We start from the raw sequence: 23,596 nt of genomic DNA, 5'->3' as shown, positions 1-23,596 counted from the left end.
GTAATGCACGAGCGCAATGCTCACAACTTCCCCTTAGATTTGGCAGCAGGTGATTTTGCTCCTGTAGCTCTAACCGCTCCTGCTATCAATGGTTAAATGGTAATTTGATATCCGCTCTTCACACTTATCTATAAGTAAAAGACGCTCTCCCGAAAGGGGGGGCGTTTTTGCATTGGGTTAATTGGGACATTAAGCATGGCATTGCATTGGACACTTTTTTGAAGTGCAAAAATATTGATCGGTGTTGCACCAAAACTAGACTGCTATAGTTCAGAACTTAGGCAATAATGAGCAAAAAGTAAATTTTACGGGTAATAATTGTTAGCAGCGCAGATAATTGCCTCAAAGCTCAAGATATAAGAAGAAGCCAAGAATGATTTTAAACCGTGGGCGGAAAGTGGTAGCTGCTTTGTTGCTGTCAGTGTTACTACTGACAACAGCCTGTACTGCAAAAGCACCGGAACGTTTTGCTCAGGTGCAAAAAGAAAGCACTCAACAAAGAAAGGGTCAAGCGGTGACTAAGACCGCAACTCAGGGTAGCGAATTTAATAAACTTTTTCCTAATGCAGGTGATGGCTACCAGCGCATCTATACCCAAGAGAAAAAAGGCTTTGCGGAAGCGAAGTTGAAAAAGGGCGGTAAAGAAGTAGCGTTGCTGTCTATTTCTGATACCACCAGTACACCAAGTACAGCAGCAAAATTCTCGAAAAGCACCAAAAAAATTGGCGGTTATCCCGCAGTCGAAGTTGGTAAGATGCGTGGCTGAAATTTAGGTTGATTGGGGGACTGGGGAGTGGCAAAGAAGCAGGGGAAGCAGGGTAAATCCTGACCAATGCCCAATGTCCATGCCCCAAACCTATTAGGGTAAACGTAAATCTGCTGCGATCGCATATAAGTAAGGTTGAAAAATAGCCAAGTTTTCCAGTTTCTCAAACTTACCTGTTTGCGTACCTGGGTCAAAGGCAGTGGTAATTACGTAAAGTTTAGTGCCATCAAAGGCAACATGACCAATATGTTGCTCTTGTACTCCACCTTTTTGCTTAAGTCCAGCAAACCCATAGCGGATTCCCTGAAGCTTACCAACGGGTACTGGTTGCGGTGGATAGGCTGAGAAAGTAATCTGTTTTCCATATTTACCCTGACGGTCTTTCGTAAAAGCCGCGTATTGGTCTGCAACCCAAGCCTTGAGCGCTAGTAATACCTGGGTTTGGTATTTGGAACTTTGGTAATCCACTTGGGAACCAGGTGGAATACCGGCTGCTACGAGTTTCTTTTGAAAATCCTCATTGTTTGCTAATGGGTAAACGTTAATCTCAACTGTACCCAAACGTTCCCCTTTGGAGGAGACACACAATAAAGGCGCATTTCCCTTACAAGCAGCAACTTGCCAGTTAGCTGGAGCAGCAGCATTTCCCAGGATTTTCTGCCAGATATTTCCCTCATTAGGGTTGGGAAGTTTTGCAACGACAGGGGGTTTTACCACTTTGGGTGGAGAAAATTGAGGGAGAATAAATTTTGCTCCCAGTGGTATTAACACCAGCAAAATAGAACCTATTAATAAATGATAAAGTCGTAACATTTTCTTGAAAATCCAGAGCCAAAGATTGCAGATTAACGATATCTACAATCCTTTATGGGTATAGAGGAAGAATAAATTTATATTGCTGCGAGTTTCGCAAATGGAACTCAACAAACTATAGCGCTTCTTTGTGGAATGAGGTAGAAGATAGGGACGCACAACGGTGCATTAAACACACGGCTATTGAATTTGCTCTCAATAAACTTTTATAAATGAGAATATATATTGTCGGCTGTAAAAATGGAAAGGACAGAAGTTAGGTTTACCCTGCTTCTGTCCCATTTAGGATTAGTTACCGTTCACAAAGTCAAGCAAGTGGCTATGCAGGCACCATTTCCTTTTGAAATCTCATCCAATGGCGATGTTGAGCGATCGCACTGATAAAATCATCAGCTACAGATTTCAAGTCAGATTCACTAGAAGTCACCACACCCTTGTCAGAGCGCGCGCCATTTTGCGACAACTTCACGCCTGCAATATCAGCCACCGATAGGAGTTCAACCCCTTCGCTGGTCGCGGCGATTGTTTTATAGTGCTTGAATGCCTCGTTAATGAAGTTAATTGCTTCTCCCTCCTGCTTGAGCGTCTTAATGCTCTGCGCTCCACCAGGTACATACACCGCATCAAACATCACAGAAGCAGCTGTGACAAAGGTCATCTCAACCGGGATTTCCTGGCCATCATCGCCTTTGATTTTACCGCCATGAGTCGCAACGATTTTCGCCTGAGCGCCTTCTTGCATTAGGGCTTGCTGGAATGTGCTAAGTTCCTGAGCATTTACACCATCCGCCGCTAGAATTGCAATCTTGCGACTCTTAATCGTTTTTTCTGGCATCTTCTCTAGCATAGTTTGGATACTGAGCGCCGGAGATTTCTGCCCATGATTTGGTTTGACTTCTGTAGGAGCAGGTAAGCCTAGTCCCTCAGCAATGCGGGTTACCAGTTGATGATCGACAGAGTTAAATAACTCCAGCATCCGTTCTTTTACGGCGGGGTTCATCACTTTGCCCAGCTCAAAAAGTGCGGCTTTGACTAAGTGTTCTTTCTCCGGTTCAGACAAACTGTTCCAGAATAAAGTTGCCTGACTGAAGTGGTCTTGGAAACTGGGGCTACGTTCTCGAATTTTATTACCTTCCACCCGCTCCTTATAGCTGACAAAGCCGCCAAGATTTTCTGGAGCCGTCATCGGGCAACCATTACCCAGGGAATTCGGGAAGTAGTTTACCTTTGAAGTGGGAATGTTGTACTGCATAACGCCGTCCCGTTGGTTATTATGGAACGGACAAACGGGGCGATTAATTGGTAAATCGGTATAATTTGCGCTTCCCAAACGGTGTACTTGCGTATCAGCGTAGGAGAAGATCCGACCTTGCAGCAGTGGGTCATCTGAGAAGTCGATGCCCGGTACAATATTGGCAGGTTGAAAAGCAACTTGTTCGGTTTCGGCAAAGTAGTTATCTGGGTTGCGGTTGAGTACCATTTTGCCGATTGGCTTCACCGGAACCAGTTCTTCGGGAATGAGCTTGGTGGAATCAAGGATATCAAAATCAAACTTAAATTCGTCCTCTTCCTCAATAATCTGTACACCAAGTTCAAATTCTGGATAGTCGCCCATTTCGATCGCATCCCCTAAATCGCGGCGATGAAAATCTGGGTCTTTTCCCCCTGCTTTTTGCGCCTCATCCCATACTATTGAATGCACGCCCAAAATCGGCTTCCAGTGAAATTTCACAAACCTTGCTTTGCCTTGTTCGTTAACAAAGCGGAAAGTGTGAATCCCAAACCCTTGCATCATCCGGTAACTTCTCGGAAGGGTGCGATCGGACAGTATCCACATAATCATGTGCATCGATTCCGGCACCAGCGAGATAAAGTCCCAAAAGTTATCATGAGCAGTTCCCGCTTGAGGTATCTCATTGTGCGGTTCGGGTTTTACCGCATGAATCAAGTCAGGAAACTTAATCGCATCTTGGATAAAAAATACCGGAATATTGTTGCCAACTATATCGTAGTTGCCATCTTCTGTGTAGAACCTAACAGCAAATCCACGTACATCGCGGGCGGTATCAGCTGAACCCCGGAACCCGGCAACCGTAGAAAATCGAACGAAGACCGGAGTTTTAACCGAGGGATCTTGGAGAAACTTTGCCTTTGTATACTCTGCTAGGGATTCATAAGGCTGGAAATACCCATGAACACCTGCTCCTCGCGCATGAACCACCCGCTCTGGAATGCGCTCTCGGTCAAAGTGTGCCAGTTTCTCACGGAAGTGAAAGTCTTCTACTAATGTGGGGCCACGCTCACCAGCTTTGAGCGAATCATTTGTGCTGTTAACCCGAAGCCCCTGATTGGTAGTCAGATATTCCCCAGCTTCTTGACGAGAGGAGTCTAGAGCCTTCTGCTTGCTTTGCTCGTTGATCGGATTGTGTTCAGTCATGTTCGGTTGTGTGGAGTGTTATTTAACAGTTGAATTAATTTGTGTGGCGTATCGATTTGGTTTAACCCTTGCCACAGTGATCGCAATGGCTAGTTGCGTTGTCTGATTTACTAGCTTTTATCTAGTATTACCCATAAATCCAGAGCGCAGTCCGGCTGCTGCCTCCTTAACCGCCTGCTTCCCCTTATCTACCACTGCTCCGGTGCCAAAGAATTCATGAGTCACACCGTCATAGTTGGTTGCCTTTACAGAGGAACCCGCTTCACGCAAACGCTTGGCGTAGGCTTCTCCTTCACTACGCAGGGGGTCAATTTCTGCCGTAATCACGGTCGCAGGCGGCAAACCACGCAGGTTTTCTGCTCGCAGTGGTGAAGCATAGGGATTACTCCCGTCAGACTGATTGTTTAGATATTGGCTCCAGAACCACATCATCATTGCTTTGTTAAGCGGCTTGGCGTTGGCATTCTCCTGGTAGGAGGATGTGTCAAAGGCGTAATTGGTAACAGGGTAGATTAGCATCTGATGCACAGGTATCTTGCCACCTCGATCGCGTGCCATCAGGCAGGTGACAGCTGCCAGGTTGCCACCTGCGCTCTCGCCGCCGACTGCAACCCGCTTGGGGTCGCCGTTGATTCGGGCAGCATTCGCCATAACCCATTGAGTTGCAGCATAAGCATCTTCCGCCGCTGCGGGAAACTTATGTTCTGGGGCTTGGCGATAGGCGACAGATACAACTACACAGTTAGCTGCATTAGTCAAAGCGCGGCACGATGAATCATAGGTATCTAAATTGGCGATTACCCAGCCGCCACCGTGGAAGTAGACCAGCACAGGGAAGGGCCCCTCTCCCTTTGGTAAATAAATACGCGCCAGAAGATCGCCCCCTGGTCCTGGTATAAGTTGATGGTTAACATCCTCGACCATTTCCACCGCAGGTTTGCGACGTTTGGCAAGCACGCCCATAACTGCATCTGCCACAGTCGGGGTGTTGCGAGCATTCATGGGCGACAATTTTTCAATTGGCGGTACGTTGAAAGAGGCAAGTTCATCTAACACAGCTTTCATCTGGGCTTCAGGTGTGGATACAGCCCCTGCTGACTTTGCCAGAAATGGGCTACCTAAGGCGATCGCCACCACACCCGACCCTGCCAGCGTGGCAAACTCTCTTCTGGATATTTTTTGATTCATAAACTCCTCTAAAAAGTACCAGAGCAGAAGTACTATTTAAGTCTGACTGGTTTTTTATCCAATTCCACGCGACGCCGAATAGACCGTCGTAGACATCGCTACTGACATCATGTGAAGTATTGCATCATTGCCCGTCTGATATAAATGGCTCAGATCGCAGTAAGCTGACTTCTGGATGGCATTGAAGAGACTTACTCAACCTCTAAAAGTACTTCATCAGTATCAATCTTAAAAAGCTAGAAGCAATCCTGCCTCTAGCATTAGTCAGTAATGCCTAAGTTATTGAACCGGAATAAACTACTGCTAAATGCAGATGTGATTATGAATACAAATGAGTTAAGCAAAGCGTTGGCATTGAAGCAACATGGTATTTGCTCTGTTTTCGCTGCTTGGCTATTAATTTCACTCAAATGTTAGAAAATAATTACATACGTACTTATGAGGTTTTAAAAGCAAATTAAAAAATATTCATCCTCGCCCCATTAGCTATGCTCCAACTGCGCTAAAATCCTTTCTGCTTCCTTACACAACGCCTGGTGATATTCACCGTTACTAGCCAGCAAACCTCCCCATTGATTGATATCACCGGTGTTATACTGCAATGCAGTGCCGTCGAAGTGGGTAAATTTACCACCGGCTTCTGTTAAAATCAGTTCTGGTGCTGCCATATCCCAGTCTTTGGGCGCAGACTTACCGGAAAGTGAAATGTAGATATCTGCCTGTTGCTCGACAATGCTGGCGATTTTGCAGCCTACACTACCCACAGCTTTCTGGTTTTGACAGGGTAAGTTTTGTAGTAAGTAATCTAAACGTTGGTTGCGGTGAGAGCGACTAACGACTAAGGTAAAATCCTCAACTCGTTTGCCTGACGATACTTGTAAAGGAACAGATCGATCACGGGTTTCTACAAATGTACCCCCGCCTTTGATCGCGTAATATAACTTTTCTGCTTCTGGTACTGCTACCACTGCCAACACTGGGCGTGTTTCCTTGACTAAAGCAATGTGAACTGCATAATCCCCAGTTTTTTTGATAAAGTCTCGTGTGCCATCCAAAGGGTCAATTATCCATACCCAAGGGGGAGAAGGGTGTGCGCCCGTACTTGGCGATTGATAGGTTTCTTCGCTGATGTAAGCAAAATCTTCATTACCCAAAGTTGCTTGTAGCCTCTGCAAAATGTATTGACTCACAGCTACATCGGCAACGGTAACAGGCTCATTCTGTTTATATTGTACTTCTAAATTAGGGTCTTTTGCAGTCCCGTGGTAATATGATCGCAGGATATCTGCTGCTCCCCAACCTACCTCACGAGCGATCGCTAATATTTCTTGTAAGTCTTTCATTAAATTTGACCTCATATAACTTTACTAAGCACAGTTTTGCGTAGAAGCGCAGTGTTTTTAATGCAGAGGAACGCATTAACATTGCATCGGGATGCATTCACAATGTAGAGGAACGCATTGACAATGCAAAGGAACGCATTAACATTGTATCGGGACGCATTCACAATGCGGCCGACGCATTGGTATTGTATCGGGACGCATTCACAATGCATCGGCAGACATTGGCATTGCAACGGATTACCAAATTTAATTTGCTACGAATTAATGAAATGCTGTACTAAGCCAACTACTCAGACTTTTAAATCCATCCAGCGTCGGCTACCAAAAAATTTGCACGAATTAGCAGCAATATTAGCTGCCAGTGCCAGGGCATCAGTAAAACTTCCCCTTAAAATATAATCACAAAAGGCTCCGTGAAAAATATCTCCAGCCCCTAATGTATCAACCGCTTGCACCTGTGGCACATCTACGATACCAGTTTTAGTGCAACTTAAGTATTCAATTGGTTTTTGTCCGTGGGTAATGGCGATGTAAGGAATGTAAAATCCGTCCAGATAAGCGAAAACCTCCTCTCCAGTATGGCAATTGGGGGGATAAAAATTAGCCGAACAGATGGCATAATCTACAAATGGCAGAACTTGCTCAAATCCTGCTTTCCAACTACCACCATCAATTACTACTGGGATATTCTTGGCTTTAGCCATTTGGGCTATGGAATAACTAACCGCCATCTGATGTCCATCAATTAGTACTATATCGACGTTTTGCAAAATATCTGGCGGGATAGATGCGCTGCTAGCTTGAGTTTTGACAGCATTGATGGAAACTACAGCTCGTTCACCCGTGGTTTGGGTGACAATGATCGAAGAGACAGGCGGTGCTAAATCAATGCTAGGCTCAAGGTCTGCGATCGCAACTTTGTAATTTGCCAAATCAGCTCGAATTAGCTGCGTCATGGGGTGAGAACCCACTGCACCCAAAACTGTAGCCTGATTTCCTAAATAATTGAAAGTCACAGCCGCGTTTGTAGCTGGGCCACCTGCTGCTACAGTATAGTCAGTAGCAACAATCTTCTGATTATTCTTCGGGGCAGAGTCAGCAAGGTAAATCAAATCCAAGGTTACTAAACCTACAAATAAACCATGAGCCAATTTTGGATTTTGGACTTCAGCTTCTCTAACTCGAACGATTTTGGATTTTGGATTAATCATTTGTCATATATGTTCGTATAGCTGTATAAATTGTTGTTCATAACTCTTAACTCCACTAATTTTAGATTTTGAATTTTTGATTTTAAATTGAAATAAAAATCTAAAATCTAAAATCTAAAATTGAATGACTCATAACTCTTGCTCATGCAAACCGATCCAAAACCAGGAACACTTTACGTCGTCGGCACACCAATTGGCAATCTGGAAGATATTACCTTTCGGGCGGTGCGAATTTTACAGACTGTGGATATGATTGCGGCAGAAGACACGCGTCACACAGGGAAACTGCTACAGCATTTTCAAGTTAAAACACCGCAGGTGAGTTACCACGAACATAATCGTACCAGTCGCATCTCAGAATTATTAGAGCATTTAGTTAACAATAAAGCGATCGCCCTTGTGAGTGATGCTGGGATGCCAGGTATTTCCGATCCTGGATATGAACTGGTGAAAGCCTGTATTGAGGCAGGAATTCCAGTAGTTCCTATTCCTGGTGCTAGTGCAGCAATTACCGCTTTGAGTGCAGCTGGATTACCAACGGATCGGTTTGTCTTTGAAGGCTTTCTCCCAGCTAAAAGTCAACACAGACAAGAACATTTAGAATCTCTGCAAACAGAATCTCGCACATTGATTTTCTACGAATCGCCCCATCGCTTACGAGAAACTTTGCAAGACTTAGCAGACGTTTGGGGAAGCGATCGCCAAATCGTGCTAGGACGGGAGTTAACAAAATTGTATGAGGAATTTTGGCGGGGGACAATTGCTGAAGCGATCGCTTACTACAGCGAACGAGAACCCCAAGGTGAGTATACATTAGTAGTGGCAGGAATTCCACTCAGTCAGCCCCAATTGACACAAGAGCAATTGAAAGCCGAATTGAAACAGTTAATTAGTCAGGGAATATCGCGATCGCAAGCTAGTCGTCAGTTAGCAAAAGCTACTTTCCTTCCCCGTCGCCAACTCTATCAACTAGCCCTTTCTATAGTCCTTACTCCTGAGTCTTGAACAGCTAATAAGTGGATGGGTGTAAATCAATATCATATGTCATTATGCCTGCCTACTTACCGTTTTGAGAAAATCACAATATTTGCAAAGGTTAAGATGCTCAAGCTAGAAGTTATGGTTGTGCGTAACTTCTAGTCAAATTTTTATATGCGTAGGCTAGCAAAAACCGTAGGCATCACTTGAATCAACGATTACAAAGCAGCCAATACTTGGATTATATAGTTAAAGTAAAGAAAATATGAGTTAGAGTAAAGAAAGTATAACTGCTATACCAAAGACGTTATTGTTACTAAGTTACTAAGTCATATATTCATCCTCAAAGACTACCTGGTGAATATACAAATGATATCTAAAGATTTTTAATATTAGTTCTTTAGATAGATCAGAAAATTTGTCAAAAAACTTTAAGATTGAATAGTCAAGAGCAAACGAACCACATTCTTCCGAAGGAAAAATTATATGATTACTAACATTATTGCTTGGCTGGTTTTGGGTTTAATTGCAGGTGCATTAGCTAAGTTATTTTATCCTGGAACCCAAGGTGGCGGTATTCTTTCCACCATTGTCTTAGGAATCCTTGGAGCTGTAGTCGGGGGTTATTTGGGTCAAACTTTGCTAGGAAGTAGTTCGGCAGCCGCCGCATCTGTAGGAGCTTTTTCCCTTGGAAGCATTTTATTTGCTGTTCTTGGCGCGATGCTACTGATTTTCCTTTGGGGTTTATTTACTCGTCGAGCTGTGTAATTACCTGATGTCTATTACCTTGAATTAGCTAACAATTTTGGGAATCACTTCTAGTTGCAATCAACCGATAAAATGACATTAGAAAATGAGCGAAGAACCATAGGAGTTTTCGCTAAATGTTGCGATGCACAATTGGCACTTCAGGAACTAAAAGCTTCTAATTTTCCAATGCATAATGTTTCTGTAATTGCACGGAATGCAGAAGAACAAAGTGATATTGCTGGTGTTGAAGTTAAAGAGCGCACCGGCAATATATCCTCAAAAGATGCTGCTAGAGCCGTTACTGGTAGTGCTTTAAGCGGTTTTACTGGCTTATCAGTCGGTTTAGCCCTCTGGGTAATTCCTGGTATAGGCCGAGTCATCTTAGCCGGAGCAGAAGCAACAGCGATCGCTACCACTTTAGCTAGTGGTTTGCCTGGTATCTTGCTAAGTTTAGGAATTCCTAAAGAGCAAGCACAGGGTTACAGCGATCTTGTCTGTAAAGGTTACTATTTGGTGATAGTAACCGGTATAGACATAGAGATTCGTCTTGCTAAAAGGATTTTTAATCGCTGTGATATTCAACAGTGGGGTGTTTATCAGCCATACTCGACCCCAAATAGTCGCTATAAACAAGCAGTTGGTGTTTTTTATACGCGCCAAGACGTACAAAAAGCGCTTACCGAACTGAGATCAGCTGGCTTTCCGATGAGTCAAGTATCTATAGTTGCTAAAAATACAAGCAACCTAAATGATATTTTGGAAGTAAATATTAGCAGTTCCCAAGAGAAGTACACCACTTTAGGAATTCCTGATGAGCTAGCCAAATATTATGAGCATCAGGTGTCCCTTTGCCATTACGTAGTAGTTCTAAAAGGCACTGACATTTACATAGCAGGTGCAAGAGCTATTTTAGAGGGTAACAACATCCAAAATTTTAGTATATATAGCCAATCTGAACTTGATGGAGCTAGAAGTGATCGCCAGATTACTACTAAATTATAGTTAAATGTCAAGTTAATCTCAAAAGGTTAGATGGCACATTGTGATTATGCATATATCAAAAAGTTTCTAGTATAGGTATAGATTACTTTTTTTAACCTTAATTTACCACTATAATGATGCTTGCGATAACTTCCCATTTGCAGAATCTGGTTTTTGCTATAGCAGTCCAAAATCATTTGTAAAAATAAATTAACCGCAGAGGTGCAGAGAGCGCAGAGAGAGAAATATAATATTTTCACGATTCATTTAGCATTTGCTATATATAAATTATTTTAATCATAAGAACTACCATTTTTTAGTTAAAGTTTGTTCTTCCACTTCTAATATAATAATTAATTATCAATTGACAGATTAAATTTAAAAAATAAGTATCTGCTTTTTTTAAATGAACAAATTTATAAAATTTCAAGGTTTTATCTTAAACTATAGCAATATTAAATAAGTTGTAAGAAAATTCACCCCCATGAGCGACTGGCGTCCGGCGAGTCATTCTTGTTGTATCTGGCGTGCGACTAGAGGGGTAAGGTTGAATTTGTAAAGGTATTTATATATTAAGATGCAATTAATATTGTTTATCATCTAAAAAATTAGATATATAGCACGTTAACGAAATATTATAAATTTCTATAACTAAAACATAATCCGAAGAGTACCAAAAATATAAATAATTGGAATAACTGCCTGGAATAATGTTTAACCGTTTGAAGATTGGAACCAAGATTGGAGTAAGTTTTGCCCTGAGTTTGGCAACTCTGACCACCATTGGTCTAATCTCCTATCAAAGTACCTATGACCTAATTGAAACTTCGGTTAATCAAAACCATACCTACCAGGTGCTAAGTCAGCTTGAAGACCTGAACTTGCAACTAACCAATGCTGAGACTGGGCAACGTGGTTACGTAATTACTGGAAAACAGAGCTACCTAGAACCTTATAATATTGCCATTAATGTATTGGATCAAAAAGTCAACGAACTTCAGAGATTAACGGTAGATAACCCCAACCAACAGCGGCGACTGGATATTTTGCAGCCACTAATCGCTAAAAAGCTAGCTGAACTTAAAGAAACCATTGACTTGCGCCAAAATGAAAGCTTTGAAGCTTCCCAGAAGGTTGTGCTGACAGACCAGGGTAAGCAACTGATGGGTGAAATCCGTAAAGTCATCTTGGCAATGGAAAATGAGGAGAATGCACTCCTGAAGCAGCGCTCTCAAAGGGCACAAGTAGCTGCTCAAAAAACGCTCTCTAGCATTGTCTATAGTATTCCCCTATTTTCTTTGATCTTGGCTTTGATTGGATTCATCCTGACCAGACATATCTCAGAACCACTGAAGCGAGTTTCGGAATCGGCAGAAAAGTTAGCGGATGGGGATTTATCGGTAAGTTTACCGCATAGCGATCGCCAGGATGAAATTGGCGTGTTGACGCGCACTTTCAACCAGATGATCGTTAATCTGCGAAACACAATTCGGAAAAATGACGAGCAAAAATGGCTAAAGTCTAATTTGGCTGAATTTACCCAGATGCTCCAAGGGCATCGAAATCTAGAAAGTGTGTCTCGCCTGATCTTGTCGAATTTAGTACCAATGGTTGGGGCATCGCAGGGCGTTTTTTATTTTATGGACTCAATAGACGATGAGCCTGTATTGAAGTTGTTGAGTAGTTATGCTTATAAAGAGCGGAAAAATCTGGCAAATCAGTTTCGTTTGGGTGAAGGACTGGTAGGACAATCTGCCCTAGAAAAACAAAGAATCCTCCTGACGGAAGTTCCTAGTGACTATATCCGCATCAGTTCCGGCTTGGGAGAAGCTTCACCGCTAAATATTATTGTGTTGCCTATACTGTTTGAGACGCAGGTGAGTGCCGTAATTGAACTTGCCTCTTTTGGGCCTTTTAACGAGTTGCACCTGAGATTTCTAGAGCAATCGAGTGAAATCCTTGGTGTGTTTTTTAATAACATCGCCTCACAATTGCAAACTCAGCAACTACTTGAAGAGTCTGTTGCTTTAACAGAGGAACTGCAAAGCCAGCAAGATGAACTACAGCAGAGCAATCAACGCCTGGAAAAGCAGGCGCAGGAGTTGGAAGAATCACAATTTATTGTCAAGCAGTCTAACGAGGAATTACAACAACTAAATGAGGAGTTGGAAGAAAAGGCAGAATTGTTAGAAGTTCAAAATCGGGAAGTTGCCCGCAAGAACCAGGAAGTTGAGCGGGCGAGGCAGTCTTTGGAAGAAAAAGCTGAACAACTAGCGTTGTCTTCCAAATATAAGTCGGAATTTCTCGCAAATATGTCCCACGAGCTACGGACACCGCTAAATAGCCTGTTAATTTTAGCAAGGCTGTTAGCAGATAACTCTCTGAGCAACTTGACCGACAAACAGGTAGAGTATAGCCGGACTATTTACTCGGCTGGAACTGACTTGCTGGAGTTGATCAATGACATTCTAGATTTGGCAAAAATTGAGTCGGGTACTATGGTACTCGATATTGAGCAAATTGCTTTTGCAGATTTAGAGACATCTATAGAGCATACTTTTCGGCAAGTTGCTTACAATAAACAACTCAGTTTTACTATTGAACTGGATAAGAACTTACCCCCGACAATTTCTAACGACTCCAAACGTCTGCAACAAGTGCTGAAAAATCTCCTGGCTAACGCCTTTAAATTTACTGAAAAGGGAGGTGTGAAGTTACAAATTAGTATGTCTTCTGAGGCAGCTCAATTTGATAATCCGATGATTGCTTTTGCAGTTAGTGATACGGGCATAGGCATTCCAGTCGAGAAGCAGAAGATTATTTTCGAGGCATTTCAGCAGGCAGATGGCACAACCAGCCGCAAGTACGGGGGAACTGGCTTGGGCTTGTCCATCAGCCGCGAACTGGCTCAACTTTTGGGGGGGAGAATTGAACTAGTCAGCCAACCAGGACAGGGAAGCAACTTCACTCTTTACTTGCCCAAGCGACAGGAAAATAATGGTAAAAATCCTCTCACCACAGCACCCCCTGAGCAAACCACCCCTATCCGCACAGCATCGACCATAAAAGAAGTATCAATGGTCGAAAACAGATCCACTGAAGACACTTATCCATCCGCGAAACTATTTACCACCTTTGCCAACGAAATCCCAGATGACCGGGAAATAATTCAACCGGGCGATCGCATTTTGTTAATTATTGAGGATGACGATAAATTTGCCCGCATCTTACTAGATATGGCCCGTGAGCAGGGCTTTAAAACCATTGTTGCTTTACAGAGCAAACAAGGGCTAGCACTAGCGCAACAGTTTAAGCCCGATGCGATTATGCTAGATATCCATATGCCAGAGATGGATGGTTGGACGGTGCTGGATCGTCTGAAACATAACCCAGACACCAGACACATCCCAGTACATATACTTTCTGTTGATGAAAGACAGCAACGGGGATTACAGCTAGGAGCGATTACCTATTTACAAAAACCCGTCTCTCCAGAAGCGTTAACTCAGGTATTGACCGAGATTAAAGGCTTTATTGAGCGTCAGGTAAAAAATCTCCTAATTGTAGAAGATGACCCCGTACAAGCCCAAAGTATTATCGAACTGATCGGTAATGGTGATGTCCAAAGTACAGCAGTGGGTACGGGGGCAGAAGCACTTTTGATTTTGCGATCGCATCACTTTGATTGTATGGTATTGGATCTCGGTCTGCCCGATATGAGCGGGTTTGCACTAATTGAGCAGATAAAGCTTGAACCCAGGCTTTTGAAACTGCCGATCATTATCTACACCGGCAAAGAACTCAGCCGACGAGAAGAAACCCAACTACGGGGACTAGCAGAGACAATTATCATCAAAAATGTGCGCTCGCCAGAGCGGTTGTTAGACGAAACGGCTCTGTTTTTGCATCGGGTGCAAGCAAATTTGCCCCCACCAAAGCGTCAAATGCTAGAGCAACTACATCAAACTGATCCGGTGCTAGCTAATCGGAAAATTTTGATTGTGGATGATGACCTGCGAAATATTTTTGCCATCATCAGCTTTTTAGAAAGCTATCAAATGCAAGTGCTGTTTGCCGAAAATGGCAGAGATGGCATAGAGAAGCTGCAAGCTAATCCTGACATTAATATAGTTTTGATGGATATCATGATGCCGGAAATGGATGGTTACGAAACCACCCGCGTCATCCACCAGCAACAACAGTTTCGCTCACTACCAATAATTGCTTTAACTGCTAAAGCCATGCCAGGCGATCGCGAAAAGTGCATCGAAGCTGGAGCCTCTGACTACATCACCAAACCTGTAGATACTGAGCAACTGCTTTCATTACTCCGGGTTTGGCTGTATCGCTAAGTACAGCATTTCATTAATTAGTAGCGAATTAAATTTGGCAATACCTGGCAATGCCGATGCATCTCGATGTAATGTTAATGTGTCCCCCTACAATGCCAATGCATCTCGATGTAATGTTAATGTGTCCCCCTGCAATGCCAATGCATCCCGATGCAATGTTAATGTGTCCCCCTGCAATGCCAATGCATCCCGATGCATTAAAAACGCTACGCTTTTACGCAAAACTGTACTAAGGGAGTAGGGAATGAGGGTAGGGGGCAGGGAGAGAAAGAGTTTTCTGTAACCCAGTTTGGAAGCTCGAACTATTTATATTTAAAAATTACGCAAAAAACCTCTCAAACTCTCATTCCTCCGTGTCGCGCCAGTTGCTTCTCCTAAGGGAGACGCTGCGCGAACAAGTCGGGGAACCGCAAGGGCGCACTGGCTTCTCTGTGTCTCTGTGGTTCATTCTTTCATGACCCGTGCGTAAGTCCTGATATTGTAATCTCAGTACAGAAATTTTAGAGATACTAAAAACCCACACTTTACCCGATGAAGGGGTAAGTGTGGGTAATTTATGCCTATAAGACGAATGACAGTCTTTTATCGGTTAGCGGAACATACTACTGACTGAAGTATCTTCATGAATCCGCCAGATAGTTTCTCCTAACAGATTAGCTACTGACAGCACCACTAGTTGTGGAAAACGATTGTTTTCTGCTATGGGAATCGTATTGGTGACAATGACTTCCTCAAATAAGCCACTGGACAACCGCTCCATCGCTGGTGGAGAGAACACTGCATGAGTTGCACAGGCGTATACCTGACGCGCTCCTTCTTCACGCAGTAATCGCGCCCCTTCTGCGATCGTCCCTCCAGTGTCGATCATGTCATCCACCAACACTGCCGTTTTGCCTTTAACATCGCCGATGACATTTAACACTTCTGCAACATTATGTGCCTGACGACGTTTGTCAATAATAGCCAGTGGAGCATCATTCAGTTTTTTCGCAAATGCTCTGGCTCGTGCTACACCGCCAACATCGGGGGAAACAACCACAAGATCGGGCAGTTCTTTGCTTGTTAGATAATCCAGCAATACTGGCGAACCGTAAACATGGTCAAAGGGAATATCGAAATAGCCTTGAATTTGAGCCGAGTGTAAATCCATTGCTAAAACGCGGTTGGCACCTGCTTCGGTAATCAAGTTAGCAACCAACTTGGCGGTGATTGACTCTCGTCCTGCCGTTTTGCGATCGGCACGGGCATAACCATAGTAGGGAATTACTGCGGTCACCTGTCGCGCAGAAGCTCGACGACAGGCGTCAACCATAATCATTAATTCCATCAAATTATCGTTTACGGGTTGACAAGATGGCTGGATTAAATAGACATCACAACCCCGAATTGATTCTTGGATTTGAACGTAAAGTTCTCCATCCGCAAATCTTTTGCGAATCATTGGCCCCAAGTCCATGCCCAGATAACGAGCGACTTCTTGAGACAGTTGTACATTGGCAGAGCCAGAAAACAGCCGCAGGCGATGATTATCAGTCAGTCCTGTTGCAGATGGTTGCACTTTGAAAGTTGCAGAACTGAGCACAGCAGATCCTCTATGTGCATTCATAGCAATATTATCATTAGAGATTTAGTAGATTTAATCAGGAAATCATCTAAAAAAACATCTGTGAGTTTTTTTAAAGCTTTCATCCAAAATTTAAACATTTTTCCATACAATTATCATTTGCTAACTGTCTAATTTTCTTGGCAAGCAAACTATTGATAGCTTAACGGACATCAAGTCCGTCCACTAGGTCCATACTTCAAGTTTTTTAGGTTGAGGTAAATGACCCTAATCTCTCTAAAGATTGGTGTGATAGATTGCTTCTTCTAATTACCTCATTTATAACTGACAGTAAAGCATTTACAACTTAAGTAATATTGAACTTTGTTTTTAGACAGGAGAACACTTGCGACTAAGTGTTAAACAGGTATCTGATTATATTCTATGATACTAGCGGTAAATAAATAAACTAGCAGACTTAATTTTTAGTTTTAATTAACCCAATAAATTCCCAGATTACATTAGTACTTATATTAATTTTTTATGAAATCCTTGCTAGATAAAGGGAAAAGTCTTATGCAGGCTCACATAGAATTGGTATCAACAAACTCTCACTTGCGTGGGTTCTGGCGCAGGGCTGACAGCAGTTCCAAGCGGTCAGAGAAGAAGAAAAGGGGCAGGGGGCAGGGGAGAAGACCCCATACATAAATTACTGTAGACAGTTAAGAGAGTTGCATAAGGCACTTGAAGTATGACTTTGCGTATACTCCTAACTATTATGTAAGGTAAAATATCGCTGCATGTGACTGTGTCGCCTCTTGGACTTAATCTTTGTGGGTGACTTCCTCCTCAGTTGCTAATACACTCAATCAATCGATCATGCAACCACCGATTAAAGTTGGCACTGTCTTGCAAAACCGTTACCGCATAATTCAAATTCTTGGACAAGGAGGATTTGGTAGAACCTATCTGGCAGAAGACCAGAGGCGCTTTAACGAACTTTGCGCGATCAAGGAATTGATTTCAACAGCAACGAAGGCTTTGGCTTGGAAGAAGGCACAAGAGCTTTTTCACCGGGAAGCTGCCATTTTATATCAAATCGAACACCCACAGGTGCCTAAATTCCGGGAAAGATTTGAGCAAGACCAACGCTTATTTTTGGTGGAGGACTACGTTGCAGGTCAGACGTACCGAACTCTACTGGCTGAACGTCAAGCTGTGGGTAAAACCTTTACAGAGGCTGAAGTATTGCAGCTAATACAGTTGTTGTTACCTGTTTTAGAGCATATTCACAGTCGAGGGATTATTCACCGAGATATCTCCCCAGAAAATATTATTTTGCGAGATAGTGACGCTAAACCTGTGTTAATTGACTTTGGGGTGGTAAAGGAACTGGCAGAGCGTTTACGATCGCCAAATAGCCCAATGCCAGAAACTACTGTGGGAAAATTAGGCTACTCTCCTAGTGAACAAATGCAAACAGGGGGAGCTTATCCTAGTAGTGACTTGTATGCATTAGCGGTGAGTGCGATTGTTTTGCTGACTGGTAAAGAACCAAGGGATCTATTTGATGAAAACCAACTAACTTGGAATTGGCAGCGGTGGGTAAGAGTGAATCCGCGATTTGCTATAGTGTTGAATCGCATGTTGAATCATATACCGAGCGATCGCTACCAAAGTGCTGCTAATGTATCCCAAGCACTGCAATTGGCTCAACCCAGTGTCCCTACCCCTAATAATGTATCAAACTTGCAAACAATGGCTGTTGGTCGCCGGCCTAACTTAGTACCACCAGCAGCTTCGCCTAAGAAGAAACAACCCGATCCTGTGATTCCACCAAGTAATACTAGCTCAATCTTGGATAATCCGTTGGCGATCGCAGCAATTGCCATTGCTGTAGTGATCATCGCTGGATTTGGTTCTTGGGCATTAGTGAGTTCCATCCGCAGTCAGTCAAAACCATCACCAAGTGAGACACTTCCACAAAATTTCCCTTCACCAGTGATTTCTGGTGGTAGTACATTTACATCCACACCCACCAACGAACAACCTGTTGTATCTAGTAGGCGGCTCAATCTGAAAGCAAATAACACAGCCACGGTTAAAGATACTCTCAAAACAAATCAAATAATCCGCTACACTTTTTTTGGGCAGGAAGGTGACAAGTTAACTGCGTTTCTTGACCCAGGAAGCAGCGTTTTGCTAACAGTCTTCAGTCCCAATCAACAACCAATTGATCAGAATATCCAGCAAGTAACATCTTATGAAGGTACATTACTGGTTACTGGTAGATATGCTATTGAGTTAACACTGCTTTCAGGAGTTGCCGTAAACAATTACAACCTCAATGTTGCATTAGAAAAACCAGTCAAACCAACACCGACAGAAACACCCCTGCCATTTCCGACAGAAACACCCTTGCCAATTCCGACAGAGACACCCTTGCCAACTCCGACAGAAACACCCCTGCCAATTCCGACAGAGACACCCTTGCCATTTCCGACAGAGACACCCTTGCCAATTCCGACAGAGACACCCTTGCCAATTCCGACACAAACACCTAACCCAATTCCTACAACTGGTGAAACGCCAACTTTACCGCCGGCTGATGGAACACAACCATTTTCTGGCCAAAGAAATTAATGTTAAACACACTACTGATTACTGGAACTGATACAGAAGCTGGTAAAACTGTTTTAACAACAGCATTAGCAGCCTATTGGCAAAAATATTACCCGCAGCGTAGCTGGGGAATCATGAAACCGATTCAATCAGGAATTGGCGATCGCGAGTGGTATCAAAAGCTATTTGCACTAGAACAATCTGCTGAAGAAATTACACCGTTATACTTTGAAGCATCTTTAGCCCCTCCCATAGCAGCAGCACGGGAAAATCGCCGAGTAGATTTAGCACTTGTGTGGCAAGCTTTATCTAAGTTGCGATCGCATCGTGATTTTGTGCTTGTAGAAGCCTTAGGAGGATTAGGTTCGCCAGTAACTGAGGAATTAACGGTAGCTGATTTAGCGGGGGAATGGCGTTTACCAACGGTATTGGTAGTGCCAGTTAGATTGGGTGCGATCGCTCAAGCAGTGGCGAACATAGCATTAGCTAGACAATCGCGCATCAATCTCAAAGGCATTGTTCTAAACTGCCTACAACCTCGAACGGATGCAGAAATAGCCGACTGGACACCACACCAATTGATTCAATCACTCACTAACACGCCAGTTTTAGGCTGCTTACCCTATTTAGATAACCTGACTGATTTAGATAAACTTGCTCAAGTAGCATCAGATTTAGATTGGGAAACACTGACACTTTAAATTGGGCATTGGGGATTGGGCATTGGAGAAAAAAATTTAAGTAACTGATCGTAGTGAACGTTCAATCCCTGTTTACAACTGATGCAGTCACAGTTCTGACATAACTTGATAATAGCTTTGTCAATAAGACGTGCAATGGTAAGAAAAGATGAAATTAACCTAAATTTAGTGACGCACAAGGCAGGATTTACCTGCCTTATTTAATTTTTGGGACTAAAACACTACTTCATTAGCAGCTTTCGTCTGTGCGAAACATGAGTAGTTAAAGAGGTTTTTAGAATTGCTAAATGGTCTTCCTTACCTGACGGCACGCCGCGCGAACACACAATATTTTGTATTTGTATTTAGATGTCATCCAAGTGCCATGTCTTAGTCACAGAAGTGTCACTGACATAAGTTACTTTGTCAGTATTTGATTAGAAGTAAACTATTTACGCCTGATATTATGATGCTTTCTTTTGTGGTGGCGAGTGCAGTCTGTAGCAACGGTAGTGAAGTGAATCTAGACTTTGCTAACCTTAGCTGGATTGACGTAATTATTTTAGGCATCGTTCAGGGAATTACAGAACTACTACCAATTAGCAGTACTGCTCATTTGCGGATAGTGCCAACTCTACTGGGACTGAAAGATCCGGGATCTGCTTTTTCAGCAGCAATGCAGTTAGCTAGCTTGACTGCTGTTTTAGTCTATTTTTGGCAAGACTTAAAAAAATTAACAGGAGAGACACTTAGGGCAATTAGCGGACAAGACTATCAATCTAGTTCTTTGCAACTGATGTTGGGCTTATTGCTAGGAACCTTGCCCATTGCTGTGGCTGGTGTGCTACTCAAACCAATTCTTAATGCCTGCAACTCACCAATGCGAGGGTTAGTAGTTATCGGTGCGGCTTCAATTATTATGTCAGGATTGCTGGCGATCGCAGAAAAACGCGGAGGACGTGATCGCACTTTTGACAACCTCACCCTCTGGGATGGTATTTGGGTAGGAGTTGCTCAAGCTTTTGCCCTGATCCCTGGCGTTTCTCGTTCTGGTTCCACCCTCACTGCTGGGTTATTTTTGGGTATGGAACGGGAGACATCTGCCCGATTTTCTTTTTTGTTGGGCTTACCAGCCGTGATTTTGGCAGGTGCTGTAGAACTCCACACTCTTACGAAAGCAGGACTGAGTACGGCTGGTTGGTTGACTTTGTTGGTGGGCTTAATCTCCGCCAGCATTTCCGCTTTTATAGCAATTTGGGGACTCCTACGCTACTTGGAAAAACGCAGTACCTGGATTTTTGTTTTCTACCGTTTTGCAATGGGTATATTTTTGATAGTTAGTGTGATGGCTGGTTGGTTGCAGAATTGATTTTAACTGATAATGGAGTATTAGTAGCATCGGAACAGAAGAACAGAAAACTGTGAGCAGCAGTATTAGATGAATAATACAAAAGTTTTTTGACACTGAAACCCTTGTTTTATCTTTAAGTAAAATTGGTATGACGATATGGACATAAACCCGATTGACCTGCTTGAGGAGGAAAACGATGAAACCGAAACGTCAGCTAAACGTGAAAAACGCAAAAGTCGTCTAAATAGTGCTGTTGCAATTGCAGTTGCATTGATAGCAACCTTTATAGGGATCTGCAAAGTCAAAGATGATAATCTGGTTCAGGCAATGCAGCAAGCTCAAGCAAATAAAATTGACGATTGGGCATTATACCAGGCTCGTAATATTCGTGAAGAAATAGCTAAATCAAATGTGACAGAACTCAAATTGCAATCTATTTCTCAACCTGCTGCTGTAAGGGCTGACTATGAAAAAGAGATTGCCGTTGAGCAAGTAATTGCTGATAAAGAAGACCAGAAAAAGCAGGAACAGAAGGTAGTTGCCCAAAAAGATCAAACAACCTATGACCAGCTTAATTACCATGACGACCAGTTTGACCTAGCTGATGCCTCTTTATCGCTCTCTGTCTCGCTATTTGCCATCACATCTTTATCTCAGAAAAAATGGTTGTTCTATCTCGCCTTGTTTCCAACTATATTTGGCTTGGTCATGGGGTTATCCGGATTATTAAACTGGCAACTACACCCTGATGCATTGACCAAATTACTATCGGAAAATTCCTTAGAAAAGCCAGCCGAAAAAAAAATAGTGCTTTTCACTGGTACTCCCCCAAATCCCAAAGTGTTGTGAAGTCTTATTCGCAAGCTAGCGGAATGATGAACTACTTGTGGTCTACATAACTGATTATTAGTGACGCCGAATAGCCTGCACTTCTCTACGAGACGCTGCGCGAACGACAAGCTCAGTGACCACCGCAGGCATCGCTCTTTAAAGAAAAACTTTTTGGTTTATTGATTAAAAAGATTCTGACTCTTCCCCAGTCCCTAGTCCGCATTCCCTACGATAAACTGGGAAAATAAACTAAGTTAGCTGTACTCAAAATAGCTTGTCTTCATAATGGTTTCTACTTTTCCCAATCCTTCTTCTGTTGACCCATCTCGCATCCGACTTTCAATCCGCTCATTGCAACCACAATTGATAGAGTGGCGGCGGCGATTGCATCAACAACCAGAGTTGGGTTTTAAAGAAAAACTGACTGCTGAGTTTGTATCAAAAAAGTTACAAGAATGGGGAATTGAACATCAAACTGGCATTGCTCACACTGGCATTGTTGCCACCATCAAGGGTAACAAATTAGGCACAAAGAAAGTTTTAGCGATTCGGGCAGATATGGATGCTTTGCCAATCCAAGAACTCAACGAAGTGCCGTATAAATCGCAGCATGATGGAGTGATGCACGCTTGTGGACATGATGGACATACAGCGATCGCTTTAGGTACAGCTTATTATCTCCAGCAGCATCGCCAAGATTTCTCCGGTACCGTGAAAATTATCTTTCAGCCCGCGGAAGAATCACCAGGAGGCGCAAAGCCGATGATTGAAGCTGGAGTCCTGAAAGATCCTGATGTTGACGCAATTATTGGTTTGCACTTATGGAATAATTTGCCCTTGGGAACAGTGGGTGTGCGGGCTGGGGCGTTGATGGCAGCTGTGGAGTGCTTTAACTGCACAATTTTGGGCAAAGGTGGACACGGCGCACTACCCCATCAAACTGTTGACTCTGTTGTAGTTGCTGCTCAAATTGTGAGTGCTTTGCAAACCATTGTCGCTCGGAATGTTAATCCCATTGATTCGGCTGTGGTGACAGTAGGCGAACTTCATGCTGGAACCAAGCGGAATGTGATTGCTGATACAGCGAGAATGAGTGCCACTGTCAGGTATTTTAATCCTAGTTTGAAAGGCTTTTTCAACCAGCGTGTCGAGCAGATTATTGCTGGAATTTGTCAAAGTCATGGTGCGAGTTATGACTTAGAATATTGGTCACTTTATCCACCAGTAATTAATGATATTAAGATGGCAGAATTGGTGCGAACTGTAGCAGAAGAAGTGGTAGAAACCCCGATGGGTATTGTGCCAGAATGTCAAACTATGGCTGCTGAAGATATGTCATTCTTCTTGCAAGAGGTTCCTGGTTGCTATTTCTTCTTAGGTTCTGCTAACCCTGAGAAAGACTTGGCCTATCCTCATCATCATCCCCGGTTTGATTTTGATGAAACGGCGTTGGGAATGGGTGTGGAAATATTTGTCAGATGCGTGGAAAACTTTTTAAATTAATTGAATGGGTGTAAATTAGCTGTTTTTAATAACTACAATTTTTTACTCTGGCTTAGGCTCAAAGATTTAGCTGATCAAACTGGTCAAACAATCTATCAAATTAAGCATAGATTATTATCAAATTATTTAGTTCAGCAACTAAAACGTCCGGCTATTCCCATGTTTCTCGCCTAGTTGTTTGGCGCACGGCGCATCTGCACCGCGCCATCGCTTGTGACAGTTGCGTAAGTCCTGACTACGCTTACTT

The 23,596-nt window shown here is 43.1% G+C and carries 15 protein-coding genes and 3 pseudogenes; 12 read left to right on the top strand and 6 right to left on the bottom strand.

The window, feature by feature from the left end; translation table 11 throughout:
• Together V7K21_RS12680 and V7K21_RS12675 are read left to right on the top strand one after the other, a co-directional pair.
• Positions 1–96, top strand: a pseudogene (locus tag V7K21_RS12680) (photosystem II protein D1); the annotation flags it as partial.
• A gap of 277 nt (positions 97–373) precedes the next feature.
• Positions 374–751 (top strand): annotated as a pseudogene (locus tag V7K21_RS12675) (hypothetical protein); the annotation flags it as partial.
• Positions 752–859: 108 nt separating this feature from the next.
• On the opposite strand, the gene V7K21_RS12670 reads toward V7K21_RS12675, so the two are convergent.
• The 5 genes from V7K21_RS12670 to V7K21_RS12650 all read right to left on the bottom strand — a co-directional run bounded on the left by V7K21_RS12670 (position 860) and on the right by V7K21_RS12650 (position 7,758).
• Positions 860–1,579 (bottom strand): hypothetical protein, encoded by a 720-nt coding sequence (locus V7K21_RS12670; RefSeq protein WP_335134640.1) that lies wholly within the window; start codon positions 1,577–1,579, stop codon positions 860–862.
• Positions 1,580–1,898: 319 nt separating this feature from the next.
• Positions 1,899–4,016, bottom strand: a complete 2,118-nt coding sequence (locus V7K21_RS12665) for a catalase (RefSeq protein ID WP_335174682.1) — start codon at positions 4,014–4,016, stop codon at positions 1,899–1,901.
• A gap of 117 nt (positions 4,017–4,133) precedes the next feature.
• Positions 4,134–5,204 (bottom strand): alpha/beta hydrolase, encoded by a 1,071-nt coding sequence (locus V7K21_RS12660; protein ID WP_335174680.1) that lies wholly within the window; start codon positions 5,202–5,204, stop codon positions 4,134–4,136.
• Between the two features lie 482 nt (positions 5,205–5,686).
• On the bottom strand, positions 5,687–6,547 hold the full coding sequence (locus tag V7K21_RS12655) for a 3'(2'),5'-bisphosphate nucleotidase CysQ family protein (protein ID WP_335174678.1): 861 nt from the start codon (positions 6,545–6,547) through the stop codon (positions 5,687–5,689).
• Between the two features lie 290 nt (positions 6,548–6,837).
• Positions 6,838–7,758 carry a sugar kinase gene (locus V7K21_RS12650; RefSeq protein WP_335174676.1) on the bottom strand — a complete coding sequence of 307 codons (921 nt, stop codon included), beginning with the start codon at positions 7,756–7,758 and terminating at the stop codon, positions 6,838–6,840.
• Positions 7,759–7,902: 144 nt separating this feature from the next.
• Between V7K21_RS12650 and rsmI the strand changes: the two genes are divergently transcribed.
• The 4 genes from rsmI to V7K21_RS12630 all read left to right on the top strand — a co-directional run bounded on the left by rsmI (position 7,903) and on the right by V7K21_RS12630 (position 14,819).
• Positions 7,903–8,763 carry a 16S rRNA (cytidine(1402)-2'-O)-methyltransferase gene (rsmI, locus tag V7K21_RS12645; protein ID WP_335174674.1) on the top strand — a complete coding sequence of 287 codons (861 nt, stop codon included), beginning with the start codon at positions 7,903–7,905 and terminating at the stop codon, positions 8,761–8,763.
• 459 nt (positions 8,764–9,222) lie between these two features.
• Positions 9,223–9,504 (top strand): GlsB/YeaQ/YmgE family stress response membrane protein, encoded by a 282-nt coding sequence (locus V7K21_RS12640; RefSeq protein ID WP_273764137.1) that lies wholly within the window; start codon positions 9,223–9,225, stop codon positions 9,502–9,504.
• 72 nt (positions 9,505–9,576) lie between these two features.
• On the top strand, positions 9,577–10,488 hold the full coding sequence (locus V7K21_RS12635; protein ID WP_335174672.1) for a general stress protein: 912 nt from the start codon (positions 9,577–9,579) through the stop codon (positions 10,486–10,488).
• Between the two features lie 689 nt (positions 10,489–11,177).
• Positions 11,178–14,819 (top strand): response regulator, encoded by a 3,642-nt coding sequence (locus V7K21_RS12630; protein WP_335174670.1) that lies wholly within the window; start codon positions 11,178–11,180, stop codon positions 14,817–14,819.
• A gap of 589 nt (positions 14,820–15,408) precedes the next feature.
• Here V7K21_RS12630 and V7K21_RS12625 read toward each other — a convergent pair.
• A complete protein-coding gene (locus V7K21_RS12625; RefSeq protein ID WP_335174668.1) occupies positions 15,409–16,425 on the bottom strand; it encodes a ribose-phosphate pyrophosphokinase in 1,017 nt (338 codons plus the stop codon).
• A gap of 816 nt (positions 16,426–17,241) precedes the next feature.
• Here V7K21_RS12625 and V7K21_RS12620 point away from each other — a divergent pair.
• The 6 genes and pseudogenes from V7K21_RS12620 to V7K21_RS30690 form a co-directional block, all read left to right on the top strand.
• Positions 17,242–19,005: a protein kinase domain-containing protein gene (locus tag V7K21_RS12620; protein ID WP_335174666.1), complete on the top strand. Its 1,764-nt coding sequence runs from the start codon at positions 17,242–17,244 to the stop codon at positions 19,003–19,005.
• Entirely contained in the window at positions 19,005–19,685 is a 681-nt protein-coding gene (gene bioD / locus V7K21_RS12615; protein WP_335174664.1) for a dethiobiotin synthase, read from the top strand. Before V7K21_RS12620 ends, bioD begins: the two co-directional genes overlap by 1 nt.
• A 445-nt stretch (positions 19,686–20,130) precedes the next feature.
• Entirely contained in the window at positions 20,131–21,033 is a 903-nt protein-coding gene (locus V7K21_RS12610) for an undecaprenyl-diphosphate phosphatase (RefSeq protein ID WP_335174662.1), read from the top strand.
• A gap of 138 nt (positions 21,034–21,171) precedes the next feature.
• Complete coding sequence (locus tag V7K21_RS12605) at positions 21,172–21,864, top strand: DUF4337 domain-containing protein (RefSeq protein ID WP_335174660.1); 693 nt, start codon at positions 21,172–21,174, stop codon at positions 21,862–21,864.
• 267 nt (positions 21,865–22,131) lie between these two features.
• On the top strand, positions 22,132–23,349 hold the full coding sequence (locus V7K21_RS12600; protein ID WP_335174658.1) for a M20 family metallopeptidase: 1,218 nt from the start codon (positions 22,132–22,134) through the stop codon (positions 23,347–23,349).
• Between the two features lie 42 nt (positions 23,350–23,391).
• A pseudogene (locus V7K21_RS30690) lies at positions 23,392–23,523 on the top strand (IS701 family transposase); the annotation flags it as partial.
• Positions 23,524–23,596 lie beyond the last annotated feature (73 nt).

This window comes from Nostoc sp. (assembly GCF_036919595.1).
GTDB lineage: Bacteria > Cyanobacteriota > Cyanobacteriia > Cyanobacteriales > Nostocaceae > Nostoc.
This window is presented reverse-complemented; position numbering and strand designations above follow the sequence as displayed.